The sequence below is a fragment of the Zhongshania aliphaticivorans genome (genome assembly GCF_902705875.1).
Lineage (GTDB): Bacteria > Pseudomonadota > Gammaproteobacteria > Pseudomonadales > Spongiibacteraceae > Spongiibacter > Spongiibacter aliphaticivorans_A.
The window spans coordinates 474,580-499,876 of sequence record NZ_CACSIK010000001.1; the positions used below are offsets into that span (position 1 = coordinate 474,580).

The 25,297-nt window shown below is 45.8% G+C and carries 21 protein-coding genes; 15 read left to right on the forward strand and 6 right to left on the reverse strand.

The window, feature by feature from the left end:
- Window position 1 precedes the first annotated feature (1 nt).
- The 9 genes from AELLOGFF_RS02235 (at window position 2) to hemE (ending at window position 12,814) form a co-directional block, all read left to right on the forward strand.
- A complete protein-coding gene (locus AELLOGFF_RS02235; protein ID WP_159267139.1) occupies window positions 2–562 on the forward strand; it encodes a PilN domain-containing protein in 561 nt (186 codons plus the stop codon).
- A 12-nt stretch (window positions 563–574) separates the two neighbouring features.
- On the forward strand, window positions 575–1,195 hold the full coding sequence (locus AELLOGFF_RS02240) for a type 4a pilus biogenesis protein PilO (protein WP_159267140.1): 621 nt from the start codon (window positions 575–577) through the stop codon (window positions 1,193–1,195).
- Window positions 1,195–1,722, forward strand: coding sequence for a pilus assembly protein PilP (locus tag AELLOGFF_RS02245; protein ID WP_159269246.1), 528 nt, complete (start codon window positions 1,195–1,197; stop codon window positions 1,720–1,722). The genes AELLOGFF_RS02240 and AELLOGFF_RS02245 overlap by 1 nt, the downstream gene beginning before the upstream one ends.
- Window positions 1,723–1,745: 23 nt before the next feature.
- The gene (gene pilQ, locus AELLOGFF_RS02250; protein ID WP_159267141.1) at window positions 1,746–3,911 is read left to right on the forward strand and encodes a type IV pilus secretin PilQ family protein; all 2,166 of its coding nucleotides are present in this window, start codon (window positions 1,746–1,748) and stop codon (window positions 3,909–3,911) included.
- Between the two features lie 7 nt (window positions 3,912–3,918).
- Window positions 3,919–4,455, forward strand: a complete 537-nt coding sequence (aroK, locus tag AELLOGFF_RS02255; protein WP_159267142.1) for a shikimate kinase AroK — start codon at window positions 3,919–3,921, stop codon at window positions 4,453–4,455.
- A gap of 50 nt (window positions 4,456–4,505) precedes the next feature.
- The gene (gene aroB, locus AELLOGFF_RS02260; protein WP_159267143.1) at window positions 4,506–5,591 is read left to right on the forward strand and encodes a 3-dehydroquinate synthase; all 1,086 of its coding nucleotides are present in this window, start codon (window positions 4,506–4,508) and stop codon (window positions 5,589–5,591) included.
- Between the two features lie 164 nt (window positions 5,592–5,755).
- Complete coding sequence (gene gltB, locus AELLOGFF_RS02265; protein WP_159267144.1) at window positions 5,756–10,204, forward strand: glutamate synthase large subunit; 4,449 nt, start codon at window positions 5,756–5,758, stop codon at window positions 10,202–10,204.
- A gap of 31 nt (window positions 10,205–10,235) precedes the next feature.
- Window positions 10,236–11,654 carry an FAD-dependent oxidoreductase gene (locus AELLOGFF_RS02270; RefSeq protein WP_159267145.1) on the forward strand — a complete coding sequence of 473 codons (1,419 nt, stop codon included), beginning with the start codon at window positions 10,236–10,238 and terminating at the stop codon, window positions 11,652–11,654.
- 92 nt (window positions 11,655–11,746) lie between these two features.
- The gene (gene hemE / locus AELLOGFF_RS02275; protein ID WP_159267146.1) at window positions 11,747–12,814 is read left to right on the forward strand and encodes a uroporphyrinogen decarboxylase; all 1,068 of its coding nucleotides are present in this window, start codon (window positions 11,747–11,749) and stop codon (window positions 12,812–12,814) included.
- Between the two features lie 94 nt (window positions 12,815–12,908).
- On the opposite strand, the gene AELLOGFF_RS02280 is transcribed toward hemE, so the two are convergent.
- Complete coding sequence (locus tag AELLOGFF_RS02280) at window positions 12,909–13,463, reverse strand: NAD/FAD-utilizing enzyme (RefSeq protein ID WP_159267147.1); 555 nt, start codon at window positions 13,461–13,463, stop codon at window positions 12,909–12,911.
- A gap of 216 nt (window positions 13,464–13,679) precedes the next feature.
- Here AELLOGFF_RS02280 and AELLOGFF_RS02285 point away from each other — a divergent pair, with 216 nt between their 5' ends.
- Window positions 13,680–14,234 (forward strand): DUF1415 domain-containing protein, encoded by a 555-nt coding sequence (locus AELLOGFF_RS02285; RefSeq protein WP_159267148.1) that lies wholly within the window; start codon window positions 13,680–13,682, stop codon window positions 14,232–14,234.
- 11 nt (window positions 14,235–14,245) lie between these two features.
- Here the strand turns inward: AELLOGFF_RS02285 and AELLOGFF_RS02290 are convergent, their stop codons facing one another.
- The gene (locus tag AELLOGFF_RS02290; protein ID WP_159267149.1) at window positions 14,246–14,797 is read right to left on the reverse strand and encodes a DUF4136 domain-containing protein; all 552 of its coding nucleotides are present in this window, start codon (window positions 14,795–14,797) and stop codon (window positions 14,246–14,248) included.
- 19 nt (window positions 14,798–14,816) lie between these two features.
- Entirely contained in the window at window positions 14,817–15,413 is a 597-nt protein-coding gene (locus AELLOGFF_RS02295) for a DNA-3-methyladenine glycosylase I (RefSeq protein WP_159267150.1), read from the reverse strand.
- 103 nt (window positions 15,414–15,516) lie between these two features.
- On the opposite strand from AELLOGFF_RS02295, the gene AELLOGFF_RS02300 reads away from it, so the two are divergent.
- Window positions 15,517–16,311, forward strand: a complete 795-nt coding sequence (locus tag AELLOGFF_RS02300) for a M48 family metallopeptidase (protein ID WP_159267151.1) — start codon at window positions 15,517–15,519, stop codon at window positions 16,309–16,311.
- A 41-nt stretch (window positions 16,312–16,352) separates the two neighbouring features.
- Here AELLOGFF_RS02300 and cysE read toward each other — a convergent pair whose 3' ends face one another.
- Both cysE and trmB read right to left on the reverse strand, forming a co-directional pair.
- Entirely contained in the window at window positions 16,353–17,177 is an 825-nt protein-coding gene (gene cysE / locus AELLOGFF_RS02305) for a serine O-acetyltransferase (protein WP_159267152.1), read from the reverse strand.
- A 78-nt stretch (window positions 17,178–17,255) separates the two neighbouring features.
- On the reverse strand, window positions 17,256–17,942 hold the full coding sequence (gene trmB / locus AELLOGFF_RS02310; RefSeq protein WP_159267153.1) for a tRNA (guanine(46)-N(7))-methyltransferase TrmB: 687 nt from the start codon (window positions 17,940–17,942) through the stop codon (window positions 17,256–17,258).
- Between the two features lie 73 nt (window positions 17,943–18,015).
- On the opposite strand from trmB, the gene AELLOGFF_RS02315 reads away from it, so the two are divergent.
- The 4 genes from AELLOGFF_RS02315 (at window position 18,016) to AELLOGFF_RS02330 (ending at window position 24,047) form a co-directional block, all read left to right on the forward strand.
- Window positions 18,016–18,738: an acyltransferase gene (locus AELLOGFF_RS02315; protein ID WP_159267154.1), complete on the forward strand. Its 723-nt coding sequence runs from the start codon at window positions 18,016–18,018 to the stop codon at window positions 18,736–18,738.
- 556 nt (window positions 18,739–19,294) lie between these two features.
- On the forward strand, window positions 19,295–22,204 hold the full coding sequence (locus tag AELLOGFF_RS02320) for a TonB-dependent receptor (protein ID WP_159267155.1): 2,910 nt from the start codon (window positions 19,295–19,297) through the stop codon (window positions 22,202–22,204).
- 143 nt (window positions 22,205–22,347) lie between these two features.
- Complete coding sequence (locus AELLOGFF_RS02325; protein WP_159267156.1) at window positions 22,348–22,836, forward strand: gluconokinase; 489 nt, start codon at window positions 22,348–22,350, stop codon at window positions 22,834–22,836.
- 122 nt (window positions 22,837–22,958) lie between these two features.
- Complete coding sequence (locus AELLOGFF_RS02330; RefSeq protein WP_159267157.1) at window positions 22,959–24,047, forward strand: polysaccharide lyase family 7 protein; 1,089 nt, start codon at window positions 22,959–22,961, stop codon at window positions 24,045–24,047.
- Window positions 24,048–24,173: 126 nt separating this feature from the next.
- On the opposite strand, the gene AELLOGFF_RS02335 is transcribed toward AELLOGFF_RS02330, so the two are convergent.
- Window positions 24,174–25,184, reverse strand: a complete 1,011-nt coding sequence (locus AELLOGFF_RS02335) for a LacI family DNA-binding transcriptional regulator (RefSeq protein WP_159267158.1) — start codon at window positions 25,182–25,184, stop codon at window positions 24,174–24,176.
- Window positions 25,185–25,297: the final 113 nt, after the last annotated feature.

The window sequence follows — 25,297 nt, forward strand, 5'->3', positions numbered from 1 at the left end:
CATGGCAACCATTAACTTATTGCCTTGGCGTGAAGAGCGCCGCCAACTGATTAAACAACAGTTTCTTGTAGTGCTTGGTGGTGTAGCGGTACTTGCTGTCTTGCTCGTGGTGTTAGCTATGTCGATCGTCAATAGTGCGATAAGTCATCAAGAAGCGCGCAACGCCTATCTACAGGGGCATATAAAAAAGATTAATAAAGAAGTTGCTGAGATCAAAAATCTTGAAAAGCGCCGCCAGCAACTTTTAGACCGAATGACAATAATTCAAGACTTACAGGGCACTCGGCCCTTGATTGTCCGTGTGTTTGACGAAATGGTGAGAACTTTGCCCGATGGTTTGTTTTATACCTCTGTAAATCGCCGGAATTCTCGTATTCAGATTCAGGGCGTTGCTGAATCGAACAATAGAGTCTCGAGTTTGATGCGTAAATTAGACGCTTCGCCATGGTTCACTGATCCAAATTTAACCGCTGTAAGTGCTGCATCGGCGTATGGCGAGCAGGCGAGTAGTTTCAAAATGTCTTATAAGATCAGTGCGCCTGCGCCTGATGAAGAGAAATAGGGGGCGGTGGCGGTGGCTGCGTGGCAAGAGCTAGTTGACGAGCTAAAGAGTTTCGACCTCAGCGATCTCAATGTAGACAATATTGGCGCTTGGCCTTTGTTGGTGAGGGTTGGCGCATGGATTGGGGTATTTATTCTGTGTTTGGTGGGCGGTTATTTTTATGTCATTGCTGATCTTCGGGTGAAGCTAGACAATGTTGAGGCCAAAGAACTACGGCTTAAAGCTGATTTTGAGAAAAAAGCCTTTAAAGCAGCCAAATTGGTTCCGCTGAAAAAACAAATGGCGGAGATGGAAGAGTCTTTCGGCATACTTTTAAGCCAGCTTCCCGCTGATACTGAAGTACCTGGCTTACTCGAAGATATGACCGAAAAGGCGGTGTCTAATGGCCTAGATATTAGTAGCATAAAACTACAATCTGAACGTGTGAAAGAGTTCTATGTGGAGCTGCCTATTGCCATTAAGGTAAGTGGTAGTTATCACGATTTAGCTGCATTTGTGAGTGGAATTGCTGGTTTGCCACGAATCGTTACATTGCATGATTATACGATTAGTTCTGAAAAAAATATGAGTCAGCAGTCAATGTCGATTACCGCTAAAACGTATCGCTATAAAGATCAGGGAGGTGGTAAGTGATGAAGTTTTCTCGCTTATTACTGGTCGCTGGTGTTTCGGTATTGGCTGCGTGTAGCGGTGGTAACCAATATGCTGACTTAGATGAGTTTGTTGCGCAAAAGCGAGCAGCCCCTTCGGGCCAAATACCGCCCATTCCTGCATTAAAAGCCTATCGAGCCTTTAGCTACACGGCGTCTGGTTTGCGGGCACCGTTTAATCGACCGGTTGATGTTAAAGAAATTGCTAAGTTGGATGCAGCCAGCAATGTTAAGCCGGATTTGAAGCGCGAAAAAGAATTTTTGGAGCAGTTCTCTTTGGACTCCGTTACCGTGGTTGGGACTGTGCGTCTCGATGGCGTGTTGTGGGCTTTAGTGAAGGATCCTGACGGTGGTGTGCATCGGGTGAGAAAGAATAATTACCTGGGGCGTAATTTCGGCAAAATCGTTGATGTCGCCGAAAATTATCTAACAGTAGTGGAAATTGTTTCCACTGGCGGGGATGGTTGGGTTGAACGGCCTCGCTCCCTTGAATTGAAAGTCCGTAAGTAAGAATGCGAAAGGCGGAGAAGTACATGAATACCCGAGTGCAGATGCAGAGCAAGCGACCAAGTAGTCAAGCAAGGCTGGGGCGGAATTTTTTAACCGCAATATGTTTGCTTATGGCATCAGCCGTAGTCGCAGCGTCGAATTTAAAGGACATCGAATTTAATTCATTGCAGGGCGGAAGCTTTGAGGCTCGATTAACATTTGATGGCCCCGCACCAGAAGTGAAGGGCTATACCATTGAAAAACCAGCTCGAATTGCGCTTGATTTGGTAGGAGCTGGAAATATGCTCAGCCAGAAAAAGTTTCCCCTAGCCTATGACAATGCAAGTAGTGCTGTGGTGTTGGAGGGGCGGGATCGTACGCGGGTTGTGCTTAATTTGATTAAGCTGGCCTCGTATCAAACACGTCAAGAAGGTAATGCAATCGTCGTCGAAATAGGTAGTGGCGGCAGTCAGGCTTACCTCAAGGAAAAATATAATAACCCTTTAACCTCGTCGACGAAGGCTGTGAGCACTGGCAATAGTGTTACTGACCTGGATTTTCGTCGGGGTGAAAAAGGCGAAGGACGTTTAGTTATTCAGCTTGCTGATGATAAAGCCGATGTTAATGTGTTTGTTGAAGGCGCCAAGATTAAAGTGGATTTTGGTGGCGTTAATCTGCCTCAAAATTTACAGCGTCGTTTTGATGTTGCCGATTTTGCAACGCCAGTTAAAAACATTGATGCGCGCATGGGAGAAAAGGGCGCGAAATTGTCTTTAGAGGTGAGTGGCGAATATGATTATTTAGCTTACCAGACCGACACCGAATACGTTGTAAGCGTGAAGCCGCTGACCCAGAAAGAGGTAGAAGATCGTCGTCGGGAATTTGCCTATGTTGGCGAAAAGCTATCACTGAACTTCCAAGATATTGAGGTTAGATCGGTATTGCAGCTTATTGCTGACTTCACCGAATTAAACTTAGTGGCGAGTGATACAGTCAGGGGTAATATCACTCTGCGGTTACAAAATGTACCGTGGGACCAAGCTTTAGAGTTGGTTTTAAAAACTAAAGGCTTAGATAAGCGACAAGTTGGCAATGTGTTAATGGTTGCGCCTGCGGCTGAAATTGCAGAGCGTGAACGCCAAGAAATTGAGGCCCAAAAGCAGGTTGAAGAACTGGCTCCGTTGCAGAGCGAATTCATACGTGTGCGTTATGCTGATGCCGCGGAGTTGTTTAAATTGTTTAGGCCAAGTCGTGGTGACGGCCAAGACGATGAAAACTCAACGGGCAGTATTTTATCTCCACGAGGCAAGGTCATTGTCGATGAGCGCACCAACTCATTACTAATTACAGAAACCGCCGAGCGCCTGGATGAATTCCGTCGTCTGATTGCATTGATAGATGTACCTGTGCGTCAGGTACAGATTGAGGCGAGAATTGTTCGAGCTAGCTCTGATTTTGACCGCTCTCTTGGGGTGAAATGGGGTGGCGCTTATGTGAAAGCAGATGGCGACAAGGTGTATTCAGCGAATGGCGATATTACCAGCGATCAGGCAACACAAAGTAACTATTTAAGTGCCGTAGCTGCTGGGTCTTCAACCTATACTGCGGTTCCTGGTTTAGTGACAGATTTAGGTGTGTCTGGCGCGGCGGGCTCTTTTTCACTTGGTTTTATTAGCTCAGATGTCCTTTTGAATCTTGAATTATCGGCGCTTGAATCTAAGGGGCGTGGTGAAATTGTATCGCAGCCGCGGGTGGTTACCGGTGACAAAGAACCGGCGATTATTAAATCAGGTACTGAAATCCCTTACCCGCAATCTTCGGCTAATGGCGAGACGACCATTGCTTTTAAAGAAGCGGTTTTAAAATTGGATGTTACGCCGATTATTACACCTGATGACCGTATTATTATGGATTTAACCATTAACCAAGATACGATTGGGTCTTTGGTAATCTCGACGGGACTGGGTGGTCAGGTGCCAACCATTGACACGACAGAGCTGAAAACTCGTGTGCTTGTCAGCAATGGTGAAACCGTCGTTCTTGGTGGGGTGTATGATCAGCTCGATATTTCTTCCGAGACCAAGGTGCCATTTTTGGGAGACATTCCATTTTTAGGTCGCTTGTTTAAAACAACAACGGTGTCTCGTGAAAAACAAGAAACCTTAATTTTTATAACGCCACGTATTCTGGCGGACAGCTTGGTAGATTAGTGCTGTGATGATGAATTCTGGCGCGATATTTTTGGTGGGCCCTATGGGCGCAGGTAAAAGCACAATTGGCAAACTGCTTGCTGATACTTTACGTTTTGATTTTCGCGATGTAGATCGAGAAATTGAAGAGCGTAGTGGCGTGGATATTCCGTGGATCTTTGATATGGAAGGCGAAGAGGGTTTTCGTGACCGTGAAGAGGCGATGCTGTCTGAGTTGAGTGACGCGGCACAGGTTGTTATATCCACCGGTGGTGGTGCTGTTCTGCGTGGTGATAGCCGTAAGTTAATGGTGGCCAAGGGCACCGTTATTTACCTTAAAACCTCGGTGGACGAGCAAATACGTCGTACTGCACGAGACCGTAAGCGACCGCTTTTGCAAACCGGTGACCCGGCGACAACATTGCGGAATTTAATGGCCTTGCGTGAGCCACTATACGACGAGGTTGCAGATTATACCGTATTAACTGATAACCGGACGCCAAAATCTGTAGTGCAAGAATTATGCTCTCAGCTTGGCGCTGACGACCTGAGTGCTCAATATTGATATACTAGCCTAGTTGCTTGTTATATTAATTTCCCCCGGATACATCTTAGATGAAAAACCTCGAACTCGATTTGGGAGAGCGTAGCTATCCCATTTTAATTTCCCGTGAACTCGTCGGTAATTCGGCGCTGTGGCTTAAGTATATTGCTGGCAGGCAAGTCTGCATTGTGACCAACGAAACAATTGCGCCTTTATATTTGGATAATTTTAAGGCGTTACTTGGGGAGAAAGAGATTTGTGAAGTCATCTTGCCTGATGGCGAGGCATTCAAGACCTTGGCAACGCTACAGCAAATTTTTGATACTTTGTTGGAAAATAACCATAACCGTGGGACGACATTAATCGCCCTGGGTGGCGGAGTTGTGGGCGATATGTGTGGCTTTGCTGCGGCTTGCTACCAGCGTGGGGTGCAATTTATTCAAGTGCCCACAACCTTGTTATCGATGGTGGACTCCTCTGTCGGGGGTAAAACTGGCGTCAATCACCCCTTGGGTAAAAACATGATAGGGGCATTTCATCAGCCTAATTGTGTACTTGCCGATTTGTCTATGTTGGAGACGTTGCCTGATCGAGAGTTTTCGGCAGGAATGGCAGAGGTCATAAAGTATGGCTTGATTTGCGATGCTCCCTTTTTCAAATGGCTAGAAGATAATATTGCCGGTTTAATGCGCCGTGACGGCGGTCTACTTGAAGAAGCGGTTTACCAATCTTGCTTAAATAAAGCGAGAGTTGTGGCTGAAGATGAACGTGAAGGTGGCCGACGTGCAATTCTAAATCTAGGTCATACTTTTGGTCATGCCATAGAAACGGCAGAGGGCTACGGTAACTGGCTGCATGGCGAGGCTGTATCAGCGGGTATGGTACTGGCGTTGGCCTTATCGGTTGAGCTAGGTTGGCTGGATGAGAGTGTTTTGCTAAGAGGTAAACAGCTTTTGCAGATGGCAGGTTTACCCGTTGCGCCGCCTGAAAATATGAATGTGGATCAATTTTTGCAACTAATGGGCAGGGATAAAAAGGTGTTAGACGGGCGTTTACGACTAGTGCTGCTCAAAGGCTTGGGTGTGTCTGTGGTGAGTAGTGACGCACCTGAAAATACTATTGCTCATGTATTGCGTGTTGCAGGTGTTCGTGCTTAGTTGTACGGGGATTGTTTAAAAAACGATCGATTAAGTGGCTGCGTTTGTTGCTTTTGCTGCATCCGTGTAGAATGTCACTCCTTTTTTCGGGTATGTGTTGCATGCCCAGATGTTCTTTTCGACTATCTTTTTGTTTTTCCTAGTAATTTTGCGAGAGTCGTTTTATGAGTACAGGCCTGTACAGACCTGAAGATGTGCGTGACAACTGTGGATTCGGCCTGATAGCCCATATGCAGGGTGAGCCGAGTCATAAATTGTTGCAGACTGCCATCGAATCACTAACCTGCATGACCCACCGAGGCGGTATTGCTGCCGATGGTAAAACGGGTGATGGTTGCGGTTTATTGCTTAAAAAGCCTGATGCTTTTTTACGTGCAGAAGCCTTGGCGTCATGCGGCAGTACCCTGAGTGAGATTTATGGCGTCGGGCAGATCTTTATTGGGCGTGATGAAAGCACCGCTGCGGCGACTCGCGCGGAATTCGAAGCCGTATTGATTAAAAATGGCCTGCAGCCCGCTGGCTGGCGGGTTGTACCGGTGGACGAATCTGTCTGCGGTGAAATTGCGCTTTCAAGCCTTCCGCGCATTGAGCAAATATTTATCAATGTCGAAGGTATGGATACTCAGCAGTTACGAACCTGTATGTTTGTGGTTCGTCGCCAAGCTGAAATGGCCATTACTAATGACCCTGATTTTTATATTGCCAGTTTGTCTGCCGATGTCATTTCGTATAAAGGCTTGGTAATGCCGGTGGACTTGCCGCGTTTTTACCTAGATTTGGCTAATCCAGAACTTGAAACGGCAATTTGTATATTCCACCAGCGCTTTTCTACCAACACTATGCCGCGCTGGCCATTGGCCCAACCATTTAGAATGTTGGCGCACAATGGTGAAATAAATACGATTGAAGGCAATCGGAATTGGGCTGAGGCTCGTGCCCGTAATTTCAGCAGCCCGTTGTTACCGGATGTGGCTGATCTCGCGCCATTGGTTAACCGTACCGGCTCGGACTCTTCTAGCTTAGATAATATGTTGGAATTGTTAGTTGCGGGTGGTATGGATCTCTTCCGTGCTGTTCGAATGTTAGTGCCGCCGGCGTGGCAGAATATCGAACACATGGATGCCGACTTAAAAGCGTTTTATGAATATAACTCCATGCATATGGAGCCGTGGGATGGTCCTGCAGGTTTAGTGCTAACAGACGGCCGATATGCTGTGTGTATGTTGGATCGCAATGGCCTTCGTCCTTCACGCTGGGTTATCACTAAAGATGGATTTATTACGGTTGCCTCTGAAATAGGTACTTACGGTTATCAACCTGAAGACGTTGTTTCTAAAGGCCGCGTAGGCCCTGGGCAAATTTTAGTTGTCGATACCGAGACTGGCGAAGTCTTACATACTGAAGAAGTAGATAAGCGACTTAAATCTGCCCACCCTTATAAGCAGTGGTTACGTGAAAATGGTAACCGTCTGCAAGATCAGCTGGGTAAAGGTAACCGCCCTGAGCTACCAGAAGCTGAGACTTTGGCCGCGTTTCAGAAGTATTTCCAAGTCAGCTTTGAAGAGCGGGAGCAAGTGCTTTCTGCCCTCGCGGATAGTGGCAATGAAGCAGTTGGTTCTATGGGCGACGATACGCCTATGGCGGTGTTGTCACGTCAAAAACGCTCTTTGTACGATTATTTCCGTCAAAAATTTGCGCAAGTTACTAACCCGCCGATAGATCCCCTGCGTGAAGCTATCGTGATGAGTTTGGAAACGTTATTAGGGGCAGAACAAAATGTATTTGAACAGACGGCAGATCATGCTGATCGTTTGATACTGACCAGCCCGGTTCTATCCCCTGATAAATTTGATCGTTTAATGCACATCGATTCGCCGCGTTATCCTTTGGCGAGAATCGAGTTGGCTTATGATCCCGCGTTGATGTCTTTAAAAGAAGCTGTTGACGGGGTGACCGCTGCTGCTGAAGCGGCTGTGCGCAGTGGCAAAGTTATCTTGCTACTCAGTGATCGTGGTATTGAGCCTGGTTTGCTTGCTGTACATAGCTTGCTTGCGACTGGGGCAGTTCATCACCACTTGATTAAGCAAGGTATACGCTGTGACGCAAATGTTGTTGTTGAGAGCGGCAGTGCTCGTGATTCTCATCAAATGGCATGTTTGTTTGGCTTTGGTGCGACAGCAATTTACCCCTATATGGCTTACGCGGTTATCAGTGATATGCTGCGTGATGGAGAAGTGCTTGGTGATGAGCAAACGGCTCACACCAACTATGTAAAAGGGATTAATAAGGGCCTCCTTAAAATTATGTCCAAAATGGGCATATCGACCATTGCGTCATATCGCGGTGCCCAATTATTTGAAGCTATCGGGTTATCTACCGAGGTTGTTGATACGTGCTTCCGAGGTGTAGCAAGCCGGATTGCCGGGGCTGGATTTGAGGAATTGCAGCGTGACCAAGAAGCCTTGGCTACAATCGCTTGGTTGCCGCGTAAAACCCTTGATCAGGGCGGTTTACTGAAGTACGTCCACGGTAAGGAATATCACGCGTTTAACCCAGATGTTGTGATGACCCTGCAGGACGCGGTTAAATCTGGTGATTACGCGTTGTGGAAAAAATATGCAGCGTTGGTCAATACCCGCCCTGTGGCTACAATTCGCGATCTCCTTGGGTTTAAAGAAGACATTAAGCCCATTCCGCTTGATGAAGTTGAGCCAATAGAAAATTTATTCCGTCGCTTTGACTCTGCAGGGATGTCGCTTGGCGCTTTGAGCCCTGAGGCCCACGAAGCATTGGCTGCGGCCATGAACCGTCTTGGTGGTCGTTCAAACTCAGGTGAAGGTGGTGAAGATCCCGCGCGCTTTGGTACCGAACGAGTTTCTAAAATCAAACAGGTGGCTTCGGGTCGGTTTGGTGTCACGCCGCATTATTTGGTCAATGCTGAAGTTTTGCAGATCAAAGTTGCGCAGGGTGCGAAACCTGGTGAAGGTGGCCAGCTGCCTGGCGGTAAAGTGAATTCGTTAATCGCAAGGTTGCGCTTTTCGGTGCCTGGTGTGACGTTAATTTCGCCACCGCCGCACCATGATATTTATTCTATTGAAGATTTAGCCCAGCTGATTTTTGACCTTAAGCAGGTTAACCCTTCGGCGCTGGTTTCAGTGAAGCTCGTATCGGAACCGGGAGTGGGAACGATCGCTGCTGGTGTCGCTAAGGCCTATGCTGACTTGATCACTATTTCTGGCTATGACGGCGGTACTGCGGCTAGTCCGATCACTTCTATTCGCTACGCCGGCTCACCTTGGGAGCTTGGGCTTTCTGAGGCGCAGCAGACCTTGCGCGGCAATGGTTTGCGCGGCAAAGTGCGTGTACAGACAGATGGTGGTTTGAAAACAGGTTTAGACGTTGTTAAAGCGGCCATGTTAGGTGCTGAAAGCTTTGGCTTTGGTACCACGCCAATGGTGGCTTTAGGCTGTAAATACCTCCGTATATGTCATCTAAATAACTGTGCGACTGGTGTTGCAACGCAAGATGAACGTCTGCGCGATGACCATTTCATTGGCACAGTTGAAATGGTAATGAATTTCTTTACTTTCATTGCTATGGAAACGCGGGAATGGATGGCAAGTATCGGTATACGCAGCATGGAAGAACTTGTTGGGCGTACTGATTTACTGGCGCAAAAAGCGGGTGAGACAGACAAGCAAGAATTGTTAGATTTGTCGCCAATTTTGTTTAAAGACCCCGCTGCGAAGGGTCAGCCTGAGTTTTGTCAGGTTGACTTGAATGCGCCCTTTGACAAAGGCGAGAAAGCGGAGGCCATGGTGGCAGCGGCATTGCCGGCTATTGAGTCTTTGGCTGGCGCTGATCTCGAATTTGATGTTACTAATTGTGATCGTTCTATAGGTGCTCGCCTGTCGGGTGAGATCGCCAAGCGTCACGGCAATCTTGGTATGGAAGATGCGCCGGTAACTCTTCGTTTGAAGGGTACCGCAGGCCAAAGCTTTGGTGTGTGGAATGCGGGTGGCTTAAATATGTACCTTGAAGGTGATGCCAATGACTACGTTGGCAAAGGTATGGCCGGCGGCAAGCTGGTCATTTATCCGCCAAAAGGCAGTGTATTTAAGAGCCAAGACACCGCAATTATTGGTAATACCTGTCTATATGGTGCTACCGGTGGAAAACTTTTTGCCGCAGGTATCGCCGGCGAGCGTTTTGGTGTTCGTAATTCTGGTGCTCATGCTGTTGTGGAAGGTGCCGGAGATCATTGCTGTGAATACATGACCGGCGGTATTGTCACCGTTTTGGGGCCTACGGGGGTCAATTTTGGTGCAGGTATGACCGGTGGCTTTGCGTATGTTTTAGATGAAGCTAATCAGTTTGTAGATAGATACAACAGTGAATTAGTGGAAATGTGCCGGATTAACTCCGAGTCAATGGAGGCATATAGGGCACATCTGCGCAGCAATATTGCAGAATATGTTACGGAAACAAATTCCGCTTGGGGGCAGCATATCCTCGACAATTTTGACGACTACATCGGTAAATTCTGGATGATCAAGCCCAAGGCGGCAAGCCTCAGTCGTTTGCTTGACTCCACCAGAAGACGTCCGGAATAAGCCCGCCGAGTAGCAATGAGGTAATTTGAAAATGGCAGAGCGTTTACAGAATTCATTTCAGTTTCTAGATGTAGGTCGTCAAGACCCCAGTAAGAAAGATATTGGGCAGAGACGCACCTCCTTTGTAGAGATTTATGAGCCTTATAAAGAAGAGGAAGTGAAGCACCAGTCACACCGTTGTTTAGGGTGCGGTAACCCTTATTGCGAGTGGAAGTGCCCCGTTCATAACTATATTCCAAACTGGTTGAAATTGGTCAGTGAAGGTAACTTGTTTGAGGCAGCAGAGCTTAGTCATCAAACTAATAGTCTTCCTGAAGTGTGTGGTCGAGTGTGTCCACAGGACCGTTTGTGTGAGGGCGCCTGTACATTAAATGACGGGTTTGGTGCGGTTACTATCGGCTCTACAGAGAAATATATTACCGATACCGCACTGGCTATGGGCTGGCGTCCAGATATGTCCAAGCGGGTGTGGACTGATAAGAAAGTCGCCGTGATTGGTGCGGGCCCTGCCGGTATTGGTTGTGCAGATGTGTTGGTGCGTGCCGGTGTTAAGCCCGTAGTATTTGACCGCTATCCAGAGATCGGCGGTTTGCTAACCTTCGGAATTCCTGAATTTAAACTTGAGAAGTCGGTTGTGCAGCGTCGCCGCAAAGTTTTAGAAGAAATGGGTGTTGAGTTTCGCTGCAATGTGAATGTTGGTGTTGATGTCAGCATGGATACATTGCTAGAGGAATACGATGCTGTTTTCCTTGGCATGGGGACTTACAAATACATGAAGGGTGGCTTCCCAGGTGAAGACCTACCAGGTGTGTACGACGCTCTACCTTTCCTTGTTTCTAATGTGAACCGGAATATGGGCTGGGAAGAAAACAGCGCTGATTTCGTTGATGTAAAAGATAAGCGTGTTGTTGTCTTAGGTGGTGGAGACACGGCCATGGACTGTAATCGTACCTCTATTCGTCAAGGCGCAAAAAGTGTTGTGTGCGCTTATCGCCGCGACCAAGAGAATATGCCCGGTTCACGTAAAGAAGTACAAAATGCTGGTGAAGAAGGCGTTCAGTTTTTCTTTAATCGTCAGCCCATCGCCATCGTAGGTGATGGAAAGGTTGAGGGAATTAAAGTAGTGACAACTGAGCTAGGTGAGCCAGACGAAAATGGTCGCCGCCGCCCAGAGCCTATTGCCGGTAGTGAAGAGGTTATTCCTGCTGATGTGGTGCTGGTAGCCTTTGGTTTTCAACCTAACCCACCCGCGTGGTTAAGCGATGCAGGGGTTGATACCAATAGTTGGGGTGGCGTTGTTGCTCCGGAAATGCAGGATTGCAAATTTCAAACGAGTAACGCTAAAGTCTTTGCTGGTGGCGATATGGTTCGCGGTTCAGACTTAGTGGTAACTGCTGTGTGGGAAGGTCGTCAAGCGGCTGAAGGCATTTTAGATTACCTAAAAGTGTAATTGTTAAGCGCAATGTAAGGACGGTACGGCAAGATTTTGCTGTGGTTCTTTACTTTAGCGCTTTTATTTTTTGTAACGGCGTTGAGAGAAAAATGACTGAATTAAAAAATGATACCTTCCTTCGCGCACTCCAGCGTCAACCCGTTGATTACACGCCTGTGTGGATGATGAGGCAGGCTGGTCGTTACCTTCCAGAATACCGTGCGACTCGAGCCGTTGCTGGCGATTTTATGTCGCTTTGTATGAACCCTGAGCTCGCCTGTGAAGTAACCTTACAGCCCTTAGCGCGTTACCCCCTTGATGCCGCCATTTTGTTTTCTGATATTTTAACTATCCCCGATGCGATGGGCTTGGGTTTATATTTTGAAACGGGTGAAGGTCCTCGCTTCAAGAAAACTGTGCGCACTATGGCTGATGTCGATGCTTTACCCGTTGTTAATGGTGAGCATGACCTTACCTATGTTTGCGATGCGGTTCGGACCATTCGACGAGAGTTAAATGGCCAAGTCCCATTAATTGGTTTTTCTGGAAGTCCTTGGACCTTAGCAACCTATATGGTTGAGGGCGGTGGCTCTAAAGATCACGCCCGCGCAAAAGCGTTGGCATTTGATCAGCCTGAACTTATGCACGCTTTACTGGATAAATTAGCGCAGAGCGTGACCGCATATTTAAACGATCAGATTCGCGCCGGAGCACAGGCGGTACAAATCTTTGATACTTGGGGCGGTGCGTTAAGCCACAATGCCTACCAAGAGTTCAGCCTGCGTTATATGAAGAAAATTGTTGACGGTCTTATTAAAGAAAATGAAGGCCGTGCTGTGCCGGTGATTTTGTTTACTAAAAATGGCGGCCAATGGCTTGAAATGATGGCAGATACTGGCGCTAGTGCATTAGGTTTGGATTGGACAACCGACATTGGCGCCGCAAAGGCACGAGTCGGTGATCGTGTGGCACTACAGGGAAATATGGACCCTTCAATGCTACGGGCATCGCCAAAGCGTATTCGTGAAGAAGTTGCTACGATTTTAGCGCGCTTTGGAAATGGCCCAGGTCATATTTTTAATCTTGGCCACGGTATTACGCCAGAGGTTGATCCAGCTAATGCCGGTGCATTTATTGAGAGTGTTCGCGAATTATCGATGCCCTATCATCAGAAATAGATAAATTCTGCGATAATCGGATATACCTATTAAAAGGCCGGCGTCGAAAACGTCGGCCTTTTTTGTATGGCATGGGTATATGTATCGCTTTGGTTTACGGCATGACTTCTACAAAGTTTCGCCACTTATTTTGTAATCCGATAAACCAGTTTGGGGAGCCATTACCAGTACCTGAAAACTCCAGTTCTGGGTAGTAGGCGGTGACGCGATTTAGGGTGTTGTGATCTTTGTCGTCAATATCGATAAGCAGTAGGTGACGTCCAGAGGCCAGCGCTTGATCAAAGCGTTTGAATTCGTGGTGAGGTTGCTGGATACCAAATAAACCGCCCTCCCATGTGAAAAAACCGAGCATGACAATAGACAAGAAGACAAAGGGCGTCCAGCCAACTTGGAGTATGGCGCCTGAATAATGGCCAACCGCAAGTACAAGGGCAGCGGCAGCTAAGCCGACCAGTGCTCCTCGTTCCATGGCCTGTACTACATCTTTACGTAACACCGCTTCTACATCGTTGAGCTGATGTTTTTTGACTCCGGAGTCATCTCGGCTAAGGACATGAATCTGGGGTTTAGAAATGCCGTTATCGGCAAGATCTTGTTGAACAGCATTTAGTTTATCGAGTTTATCAGCTAAAAAATAAAACCGTTTCATTTTATGCTCCTAACTAGGTCAGGCGGAGGTAGGTTTGGCGGCAAGGGGGCCACCGTGGCCTAATAACTCTTTTAGTGTAGCAGGGTGTGTGATATCTGCCTTGTTGGGAGTGGCGCAGTATTATTGTATTTATTCCTAAGTGATGCTGGTGTAATAACGTAAACCTATAATGGTGGCGTAAAGTGCCCCCTAAGTTCAGATTGTGCGAGGGAAGTAATGACAACAGATATTGAGAAAATAAGGCAAGATATTCAGCTTTGGCTGAACAATGCAGTAATAGGTCTAGGTTTGTGTCCTTTTGCCGCTAAGCCCTTGCAAGAAGATAGGGTGGCTATTGAAGTGAGTTGTGCTACTACGCCAGAAGATTTGGTGGGTGACCTACATATGGCTCTGTGCCGCTTAGAAGAAACTCCGCTGAACACGCTGGAGACTAGTCTTGTTGTCGTTCCGAATATGTTGCAGGATTTTTATGATTATAACGATTTCTTGGAAGTGACAGATGCAGTTTTGCAAGAGGGTGGATGGGATGGTGAGATTCAAATAGCGAGCTTCCACCCCGATTATCAGTTTGGTGGAACGGCAAAGACCGATTTTGAAAACTTCACCAATCGGGCACCTTATCCGATATTCCATCTGTTACGAGAAGATAGCCTAGAGCAAGCAATAGCTGCTTACCCTAACCCTGAAGCCATACCTGAGCGCAATATTGCCTTGTTGCGTGAGATGGATCGAGAGACTATTGCCAAGCTATTTCCTTATTGCTTTAACTAGTCTCTCATCAGCTATTGAGGTGGAAATTGCTGCCATATTTCGGTTACGGCTCGCTCAATGGTGTTGGCATTGACTTTGGGGTCTTTGTCATTGAGTTCGATAACCAGCGAGCCACGCCAACTGAGTTTTTTGTCGGCGGGCTCTAAAAGGTCGATAATAATCTGGATATTACGGTTTATCTTATCTTTACCAAGTGGGACACCAACCGAGGTGCCTATACCAAAGTTGCCGCCAAAACTACCAAACCCAAGATTGAGGCGCGGGCTCCGGTCAACGGTTTCTGCTGCTTCTGCGATATAGTAGCGAACTAGAAAATCAGTATTTTCAGTTTTGTCTGCTGGGGTATAAAGCCCCGCTTTTAGTTGTCTTTGTAATGAATCTTTTACATTTTCGACGATGAAGGGGGAAATGGCCTGAGCTGCACCGCTAGTATCGGATATAGCATAGCGCTCATAGCTACTAAAGTTAGCTCGGGGGTTGTAGTCAGTGACGACAGCGCTTGTTGTGCTACAGCCACCTAAAAACATCAGTATTGGTAGCGTGAATAAAAGATATAGTCTCATCGTGATCACCTTGTTTTCGTTATAACCAGTGCGGTAGGAAATTTTTTCCAAGTTCCGCACATGTTTTATGGCGTGGGCAGCTTATTAAATGATCGTTCACAAAACCTAGGGCTTGTAGGTAAGCGTAACAAATGGTGCTGCCAAAAAATTTAAATCCAATTTTCTTCATATCTTTGCTAATCAAGTCTGATTGGTAACTTGTAGCGGGGACATCAGCTAAGGTTTTCCAGTTGTTTTGGATAGGTTTGTTATCGAAGTAAGACCACATATAGCGGGCAAAGCTCCCATATTCTTTTTGAATTTCTAAAAAATGCTTTGCATTGGTGATTGTGCTTTTTATTTTGAGGCGGTTGCGAATGATTTCAGGGGTGTTAATAAGCGACGCAATTGAGGCATCATCAAATTTGATGATTTTATGTGGATCAAAATTGGCAAAGGCTTTTCGGTAGCCTTCTCGTTTATTCAAAATAGTCAGCCAGCTCAGTCCAGCTTGGGCTGATTCAAGTACTAAAAACTCAAAAAGGATTTGTTCATCGTCTGAAGGAATACCCCATTCCTCGTCGTGATATTTGACATAGTTTGGTGAGGCGAGACACCAAGGACAGGGTTCATTCATTCTTATCTACGCTCCATATTTTCAATATAGCAGGCTACACGGTTTATCATAGCCATGGCTATGCCATAATAGCTGCAAAGTGACCGATTAATATGGGGAGTTTATGACAATCTTAAAGCTCGTATCGGCGATGGTTTTAGTGAGTTTTTTAGCATCGTGTGCAGAGTCGCCCACCGGGCGTCGTCAAATGTTGTTGTTTTCGGACGGTGAAATGTCGCAAATGGGCGGCACGGCATTTGATGAAATGAAGCAGAAAATGACAATCAATAAAGATGGCCCCACAAACCGTTATGTGAGCTGTATCGCTGATGCGATTACGGGCTCATTATCATCTGAGTGGCGGGGAAGCTGGGAAGTGGTGGTGTTCGAAGAGGACTCAGCCAATGCATTTGCACTGCCAGGTAAGAAAATTGGAGTGCATACAGGTATTTTTCAAGTAGCTAAAAATACTGACCAGCTAGCTACGGTGATAGGCCATGAGGTTGGGCATGTGCTGGCGCATCACAGTGCTGAGCGTATGTCGGTGCAAAGTGTGGCTAGCACAGGAACCCAACTAATCGGCGTGTTGCTCGGAGAGGGGGCAGGTAAGGAAACGGTGATGGGTTTGCTGGGTTTGGGTACCCAGTATGGTGTGGTGTTGCCTTATGGGCGGGCACAAGAGTCTGAGGCAGATTTAGTAGGCTTGGATCTCATGGCTAAATCAGGGTTTAACCCAGAGGCGAGCGTTACGCTGTGGCAAAATATGAGCACATTAAGTGGTGATCAACCCCCAGAATTTATGTCGACTCATCCTTCTCACTCATCGCGTATAAGCGATTTACAAAAGCAGTTGGCAACAGCGCGGCCGATTTACGAGAAAGCTAAAGCTAACGGGATTAGGCCTTCCTGTCAGCTTTAAAGCTGTTGATATAGTGGCAGTGAATTAATAAGAACGAAAGGTTATTGGGAGGCTTCTTCGTCGCAACACGCGCGGTGGTTCATTGACAGCGCGGGTGCTGCACAGTCGGGTTTTCCAATGACCTTGGCGGGCACGCCGGAAACGACTGTATGCGGGGGGACGTCTCGTAAAACCACACTGCCCGCCATGACTTGTGCACCTTCTCCTATATGGATATTGCCTAGCACTTTAGCGCCAGCACTTAGCAGTACGCCATCGGCGACTTTGGGGTGGCGATCGCCTTCCTCCTTGCCAGTACCGCCAAGGGTGACAGATTGCATAATCGATACATTATTGCCAACAACGGCGGTTTCACCGATAACAATTCCAGTGGCATGGTCCATTAAAATACCACGACCCACTTTTGCCGCAGGGTGAATGTCGACACCGAATTCACACGATATACGGTTTTGAAAAAACAGTGCCAGCGAGGTCCTTCCCTGTTGCCATAACCAGTGTGCAATCCGGTATGACTGCAGGGCATGAAAGCCTTTGAAATATAAAAATGGCACCGATAATCTTGAACACGCTGAATCTCGCTCAAAAACAGCGCAAATATCTGCTCGCATAGCCTGGCCAATTTCGGGATCAGCAACTAGTGCTTTTTCAATAACCTCTCTGACTAGCAAGGCGGAGGCAGCGGGGCTATTTAGAATATGGGCTAGGTGGAAGCTTAATGCAGTTTCTAAGCTATCGTGATTAAGAATAGTAGAATGGAGAAAGCTGGCTAGCACGGGTTCGCGCTCAACTTCACAAGCAGTTTCTTTGCGGATGGTGTGCCAAACGGGGTCTTGGCTAATATCGCGATGTGTTGCGGGATTGCTCATTATTCATACTGTTTTGATAAGGGTGGTCATAGTATAACGCTGAGCAAGGGCTTGATAACAGGGGGGAGTAATCGTGTCTTACTGGCTGGTATTCAGTTTGCAGTTGCATTCCCATAATGGTTGGCCAGCAAGATGGTATTTACGTTCAAAAGGAGTGATGGCGCTAACAGGATGAAAGAGGGTTGTTTCGGCTGTATTACCTGAAAGGGTTAAGGCCTTGGCAAACTCGTCAACATATAGTTTCCAGTTGCTGCGTAGTGTTACTTCGCCGCCAAGCGTCAAAAGTGCAGGGAAAACGGCAGAGCCGTGTACCCGATACTGTAGCTGTGCGCTTTTGGGCCAGGGGTTTGGGTACAGCAAAAAATGGTGTTGCAAGATCCACCGTCGCTCAACAGCGAGCCTCCAGAAGTCATCAATATCAGCGCGAACCAATAAATAGTTGTTAATGGTTTTTTCATTATCTAATTGGTGACGATTAAGTCTTGCTGCAGATTTATCTACGCCAATCACCAGTGACTGTGGGAATAGGCGCGCAAGTTGGCGCGTACTTTCACCAGTGCCACAAAAAGAATCCAATATAAGAGCTTGAGGTCGATTAGCTATCCATTTTTCCGCGATGTTGAACGCGTCAATATTGTGTTGTGCATAGGGTTTTAAAAAAGGATGGTGTAGGTGCTTGACCACAATTTTGTTTAAATTGGGGTGAAGGCCTTGTTGATTGCTACTTACTTCCCTAGGGGGCGAGTTGTCACTGCGCTTTTTCATAGTTTGCTATAGGGTATCGATTGCGCTAAATGTCTTGGCTTGCGACACTATATCGTTAAAAAAAGGGTAGCTAATGCGAAAAGACAGAAGACCCTACTGGGTGAAAAAAAATTATTTACGTTTTCGGGCTTGGTACACCCAGCATTTTTTAAAGCCAGCATGTGATTACCTTGGTGATTATCCCACTTTTATGAAGCCATGGTATATCTCTATATCTGGTCCCAATATTGAAATTGGGCGTTGCGCAACGGTCATTGGCGAGCCTGAGAGCCGAGTGAAAATTGGTGTTTGGGGGCTGGATGAAGAAAGCGGTCGTATCAAAATTGGTGATTATGTCTTGATAAGCCCCGGTACACGTATTTCGGCGGCGAATGAAATTGTTATTGGTGACAGCGTTATGATGGCTAACGGCGTTTATATTACCGATAGTGATTGGCATGAGGTATATGATCGTAGCCGCCGAAGCGAAGCTGTTACGCCAGTACATATTGCTGACAATGTTTGGCTGGGTGATCACAGCACTGTCTTAAAGGGTGTCACAATTGGTGAAAACAGCATTGTTGCGGCTTGCGCGGTGGTGACTAAGGATGTCCCAGCTAATGTCGTTGTGGCTGGAAACCCTGCGGTTGTTGTCAAAAAACTTGATTCAGATAAGCCGATGAAAACACGTGCAGATTATTTTAAAAACCCAGAAGAATTGGAAATATTTTTTGATGGTGTCGATAAAATGGTATTGTCAGAAAATAGATTTTTGAATTGGTGTAGAGCTATCATTAAGCCTAATAACTGTGATTAATAAAAAATATTGGTCAATAATTTTTAATGTATAACAGCTTTTAATCTGACTTATTTCTGGGGTGAAATATTTTCTATTTGTATAAATAACAGATAGTTATGTTGTTATTTTTGGTTAATATTGATAGCTAAGTATGGAGTGGTAAGTCATTTGCTTGGTCTTTTTTACTTCCCATTAATATAAAAAGTTACCACTAAATTAAAATATGATGAACATGCTTGTCTTTAAGGGTATCAGGTAAATACCTCTATTTTGAAATTTATAATTGTTACATCCTGAAATAAATAATTTCCCACAAAATATTTTCCGCCGATCATTAATCTCTTCAGCTTATCCTGTAATTGGTATGCGCAAGGATACGGATTAGTTCGGCGTCCCCTCCTCATACTTTTATTTTGTGGATATATCTAGGGTTTATTGGAATTCCTTGACTTCTGGCAATTATGTGGTAATTTTAAAAACTAAACCGATTTAGTAAATCGATTTATGTTTTCGCTTGTTTTTAGAAGTAGGAATGCTGCTCTCTCTTAACAGATATAGAAATGGACATAATAATATGAGCAAAAAACGAAATAATCAGTGTGGATTTATCAAACGCAGCCCGAGTTATCGGCTTAAATTTTTAGCTAGCGCCATTGCCGCGGCTCTTCCCGTTTCATCTTTCGCGCAAGATACCGCCCTTGAGGAAGTGGTTGTTACGGGAATAAGAAGTAGTATGGCCGCAGCGGCAGATATGAAGCAAAGCTCGGATCGTATTGCCGATTCGATTGTTGCCGAAGATATCGGTAAATTACCCGATAATAATATTGCCGAGGCGCTTCAGCGTGTCACAGGTGTGTCAATTAACCGTGATTTTGGTGTTGGTTCTGAAGTGTCGATACGTGGACTTTCTCAGAACCGAGTAGAATTAAACGGTCGATCCACCATGGGTGATGGTCGTAATGGTGTGAATTTCCAAGATTTTCCCGCTAGTTTTCTTTCTGCGGTAGAGGTCATTAAGTCACCAACACCCGATATGGTTGAGGGCGCATTAGGTGGAACCATAAGCTTAAAAACGGCTAAGCCGCTAGACCTTCCAGACCGCTTAATTGCAATTTCCATGGATGCGGAATATGCAGACAAAGCGGAAGAGTGGGCGCCCGTGTTAAGTATTGCGGGTGGCGACAACTGGGATTTAGGCGACGCCGGTAGCTTCGGTTTAATGGGGATGCTTTCGTATCAAGATCGTACTTTGCGACAAGATACCTTTCAAGTAAGCCAGTTTGTTTATGACGGTGCAGAGCTTGGTCTTCCCGATGCGCAAAATACCGCCAGCGGTGATTATGTTGTGCCATCGGAACACAAATTTGAACCATTTATAGAAGAGCGTGAACGCACCGCCTATAACATATCTATGCAATGGGCACCTGCATCAGAAGCTGGCAGTGTTTATCTTGATTTAAATGCGACTGAGCGCACTGGTGGGCAAGAGGCGTATTCCATCTTGCACGCCGCAGAAACGCCGGTGGCGACAGCTGATACTTATGAAGATGCAAACGGCTCATTAAATAATTATCGCATTGAGAATGCGCTTATTATTCCAAAAACGTGGAGTGAGTTTCGTGAAACCGAATCATCGTCCATTGCTTTCGGCGGTGATTGGAATGTGACTGACCAGATTAATGTGTCTGCTGAATACTCAACAGCAGAATCTAGTACTTACCTGCCAAGCTCAGAGTTCAATTGGCGCGCCTTAGACCCTGAGGCGGAGGCCTTGAACCCGTCTGCGTCAAATGAATATCGGCCTAGCGGTACGGTGATCATGGGGGATAATCAAGCCGCCAGCATCATTTATGATGATGGGAACCCTTACCTAATGACAGAAAATCTTGCGCTTAGGGAGTTTAGGCATGAGCGGGAATATATTGATAATGAGGAAGAAGCTTTCCGAGTAGACGTTGAATATTTCAACCCAGGCGGGCTGCTGTGGCTTTCATCACTTAAGGCTGGTTTTCGCACTGCCGACAATGAATATAGTAAAACTGCATTTCAACTTCGACAGGCAAACCTACATAGTGAAGTGACTGACGCGAATGGAGACCCTATTGTTTTCTGGCAAGACGATATCGCAGCAATGTACCCAGGAACAATCATACGTCCTGGCGTATCCGGCGACGCGTTTGAGCATTCGGGCATGGTTGGGCCAAGCCATTTAACTAATTTTTCTGTTTATGATGGTAAATTACTACAGAACGCAGGTGCGTCGTTTGCTTTTGTGCAGCAGCTATTAGAGGGAACCAGTCACGCTACGACCGGATCCTTGGCAGATAATTTGGAGGCGCTAAATAGTGCCTATGCAAATATTACTGAGTCGTCGACTGCGTTTTATATCCAGGCAAATATGGATTTTGACCACGTCAGGTTTGTTTTGGGCGGACGTCTTGTTGAAACAAAGATTACGTCTTCCGCTTATAATCAGGCTGGCGACGCACTTGTTAGTGATTCTAATAAATACCAAGATTTCTTGCCTAGCTTTAATGCAACCATCGATCTTACTGATGATACGTTGATGCGTTTTGCCGCTGCAAAAGTGATGGCGCGCCCCGACTTTGAACAGCTAAGTCCAACGTTTAATTTTAATGGTGATTATATTCTTGCTACGCGAGGTAATCCCGATCTTGATCCATACCGAGCGACACAATTTGATATTGCCTTTGAACACTATTTTGGCAATGGCAATATGGTGTCGGGAACCTTGTTTTATAAGTCAGTCGCATCATTCTTAAAAACTGAAACCTACTGTGCCTACGAGCCCACAGCGTTAGCAATACAAAATACCACGATACCAGGGAATATTTGTATAAGGCCTGATGCTACAGGTGACTCTTCGACGTATATTTTTACTTCTGATCAGGCAGAGTTTGACGCCTATGATGCTGCGGGTCGCCGGGGGATATTAACCTCTACGACAACAAATGGCTCATCAGGAACAATTCAAGGGTTTGAGGTGGGGTATCAACAAAGCTTTGATTTTCTACCGGGGTACTGGTCTGGCTTGGGTATCAATGCCAACTATACCTTATCGCAAAGTGAGGATCCGGATGGTGTACCTTTGGCCGATATTTCTGAAAATTCTTATAATCTGCAAATGTATTGGGAATACGGTGGTGTTGGTATCCGTTTAGCCTATACCTACCGAGATAGTTTTCTTGATGAAAACAATGAAAAGCGGGTAGAGCGAGTTGGTGAGTTGGTTGCTTATAATAATCCAGACGTTGATGACCCAACGGTGGGGAATGATTATCGTGATGAGTTACAGCAATGGGACTTGTCGGGTAATTGGGATGTAAATGAAACCTTCAGTGTGGTTGCTAACATTTCTAATCTCACCGGTGAGCCCACTGTGAACCGCAGCGCGACAGGTGCACTATGGGAAGTGCAAGAGTCTGATCGTCGATTCGTCATGGGTGTGCGCGCTAAGTTTTAAACAAGTAAGTAGCACTTTTAATACTTGTCTTGCAGTGAAATGAGCCTTAAGGCTCATTTCACATTATTTGTAAGGTGTTGAGCGCAGCAGTTAATATGAGCTTGATATAGGCATTGAGAATAAGATGTTACGGGATAAGTTGCATGATACTTGTTGTTTGTGGTGTTTCTGGAACAGGTAAGAGCACCATTGGCAGATTATTGGCCAAGGCTTTCTCGCTACCTTTTTATGATGCAGACGACTTTCATTCGACGGCGAATATACAGAAAATGGGCCGTGGTATTTCCTTGACGGATGAGGATCGCAAGCCATGGTTAGATTTTCTAGCCGACAATATTGCATTGTGGGAGGGTAAGAGCGGAGCTGTGCTTGCCTGTTCGGCGTTAAAAGAAACGTATCGGGTAATTTTGAGTTCAAAATGTTCCACCGATATCGACTGGGTTTATCTGGTAGGAAGTGAGACGATACTGCTTGACCGTTTGGCGTCTAGGCAGGGGCATTTTTTTAATCCATTGCTTCTTGGTTCTCAATTGGCAGCACTTGAGCTACCAGAAGATAGCTGTTGCTTTGATGTGACACCGCCACCCAGTGAGATAGTAAACAGTATTGTCGCGGCATTAAAACATAAATGATTATGGCTGTTGATTTTGCTTATTAAGTTCAGTGCCGGCTTGGAATAGCTTGGCGTGAACTTATTAACAGGCTTGGAAAATGATTAGTAATATAATTTTAAATGAATAATTAGGCAGAGAGTATGAAATTTATAGTGACTATCTATCGGTTAAAAATAGCATTTATAGCGGCATTATTTCTCAATGGCTGTGGCGAGCAGGTCGGCATACGCCCAAGCGAGAAGGCTTTAGTTCCAGCAGATAAATTTGATTTAAGTAGCTGGAAAATTACGATCCCAACGGATAGTAATAATGACGGTAAGGTTGACGAAATTTCTGTGAGTGAAATTCAAACTTACCAACATCCAGATTTCTTTTATCTTAATGCTGACGGGAATATGGTGTTTGCTGCGCCAAATAAGGCGTTCACCACACCCAATTCAACGAATACCCGTAGTGAGCTGCACCATGTCATTGCGAGTACGGCGGATCAAGAAAAAGGCATTGCGCATAATTTTGCACTTAAAAGCCATAAGCGTGCCGATGAGTTTTCCCAGATAGGCGGTAATTTGCAAGCCACAGTAATGGTCAATCACGTTGCGAAACGAGCGACATACCCAGAAAAAAATCCTGCATTTTCAGTGGTTGTGGGGCAGATACATGGTGCGAAAGACCAAGCGCTTGTCGCGGAAGGCGAGGGTTATGGCTGGGGTAATGAGCCATTGAAAATTTACTATAAAAAATGGCCAGATCATAAATTCGGTTCCGTGTTTTGGAATTACGAACGGAACTTGGAAAAAGACAACCCCGCCAGACAAGATATAAGTTATCTCGTTTGGGGAAAGTCTTGGGATGATGCAGAAGACCCTGGTGAGGCCGGAATTGCACTAGATGAAGCGTTCAGTTATGAAGTGAATGTTAATGGCAATATCATGGATTTAACCTTCACCACTGAGCGTCACGGCACCGTGAAATACCAAATAAACTTGGCCGATAATGTAGACGCCTACGGTAATGTTGATGAGCTTGATCACCCCAATGGCTATAGTGGTGATGCCCACTTTTTTAAAGCGGGTGCCTATAATCAGTGCAGCATTAAAGACGCTCCGGGCATGTGGTATCCAAAATGTTTAGGGACCGGAGATTGGGCGACAGATAAGGCTAATGGCGATTATGCACAAGTAACTTTTTTGCGCTTGCTTACTGGGCCAGCTAAAAGTCTGGAGCTATAACGGCGCAGGGCATCGCCATAACGTGCAGAGTTTAAATGCTATTTTAAGCTCTGCTTTGAAATGAAACTTTATGTGTCTTTTAAAGGCAGGGCGATATCAAAAGTAATTCGATTGCTGTTTGCCGTGTTAGGCAACCCTGTGGCATGAATCGCGAATGGTCAGTGTGCATGGCATAACCAGTCTTTTAGGAGGTGTGCTTTTGTCTTGAATTAGGCCAAGCAAGGATTTTGCTGCCTCCATGCCAATCTTATAAGGATCTTCTTTGATGACGGTGATTGGCGTTTTGAAAAATTCGACCATCGGTATGTCTTCAAAACTAATCAGTGAAATATCTTCGCCAATTTTTAAATTGGTTTGATTTAACCGTTTGAGCAAGTCTGAAGTTATGGCTAAGTGCTGAGTGAAATACGCAGTTGGTGGATTCTTATGTTCAAGTAGGCTAAGGGGTGAGCTTAAAAAGCCATCTCCGCGATGCCAATATTGTATAAGTTCCTGGTCTAAAGCGATGCCGTGTTTCGCGAGTGCTTCGCAATAACCAAGATAGCGATCTCGCCTTGACTTAACGTGTTCGAAATCTTGGGTCACAAAGCAAATTCGGCGATGACCAAGTTGGATTAAATATTCGCTTGCATCAAAAGCGGCTTTTTTATAATCCGACAATATGATGTTCTTTTCAGAGCCATCGTGTTCTAGCTGAAACTGGACAATTGGTAAGCCTTGTTTAACAAAGTTGTTGATTAGATCAGTGTTGGTGCCTGATGGTGAAATAATGATTCCGTCGACATTAATCTGCCTTAGATTGTTTAAAGCCTGAGCTTCTTTGTCGGGATCAAAATCGGTGTTATAGATCAGCACGTTATAGTCACTACTTTTGCAGTAGTCATCCACGCCGCGTATTGTTCGGCTGGTATAAAAGCCGGTGACGTCACGAGCAATGATGCCAATGGTTTTGGTGATATTGGTTTTTAAACTGCGCGCGATGGAGTTGGGGACGTAATTCAATTCCGCAATCGCTTGTTGTATGCGCTCTTTTGTATCCTTCGACATATAGTCGAAACGACCACTTAAATATTGCGACACCGTGCTCTTGGACACGCCAGCTTGGGCGGCCACATCAACCAATCTTACCTTTGTCATTAAGTGTGTTCTGCGTTGAATTGTTGATTTCCTAAATCTGTTGACATACTGCCTTACTATGGTAAGTTAAGCAACTAAACCGATTTAGTAAATCGATTTATGTTTTGCGGATT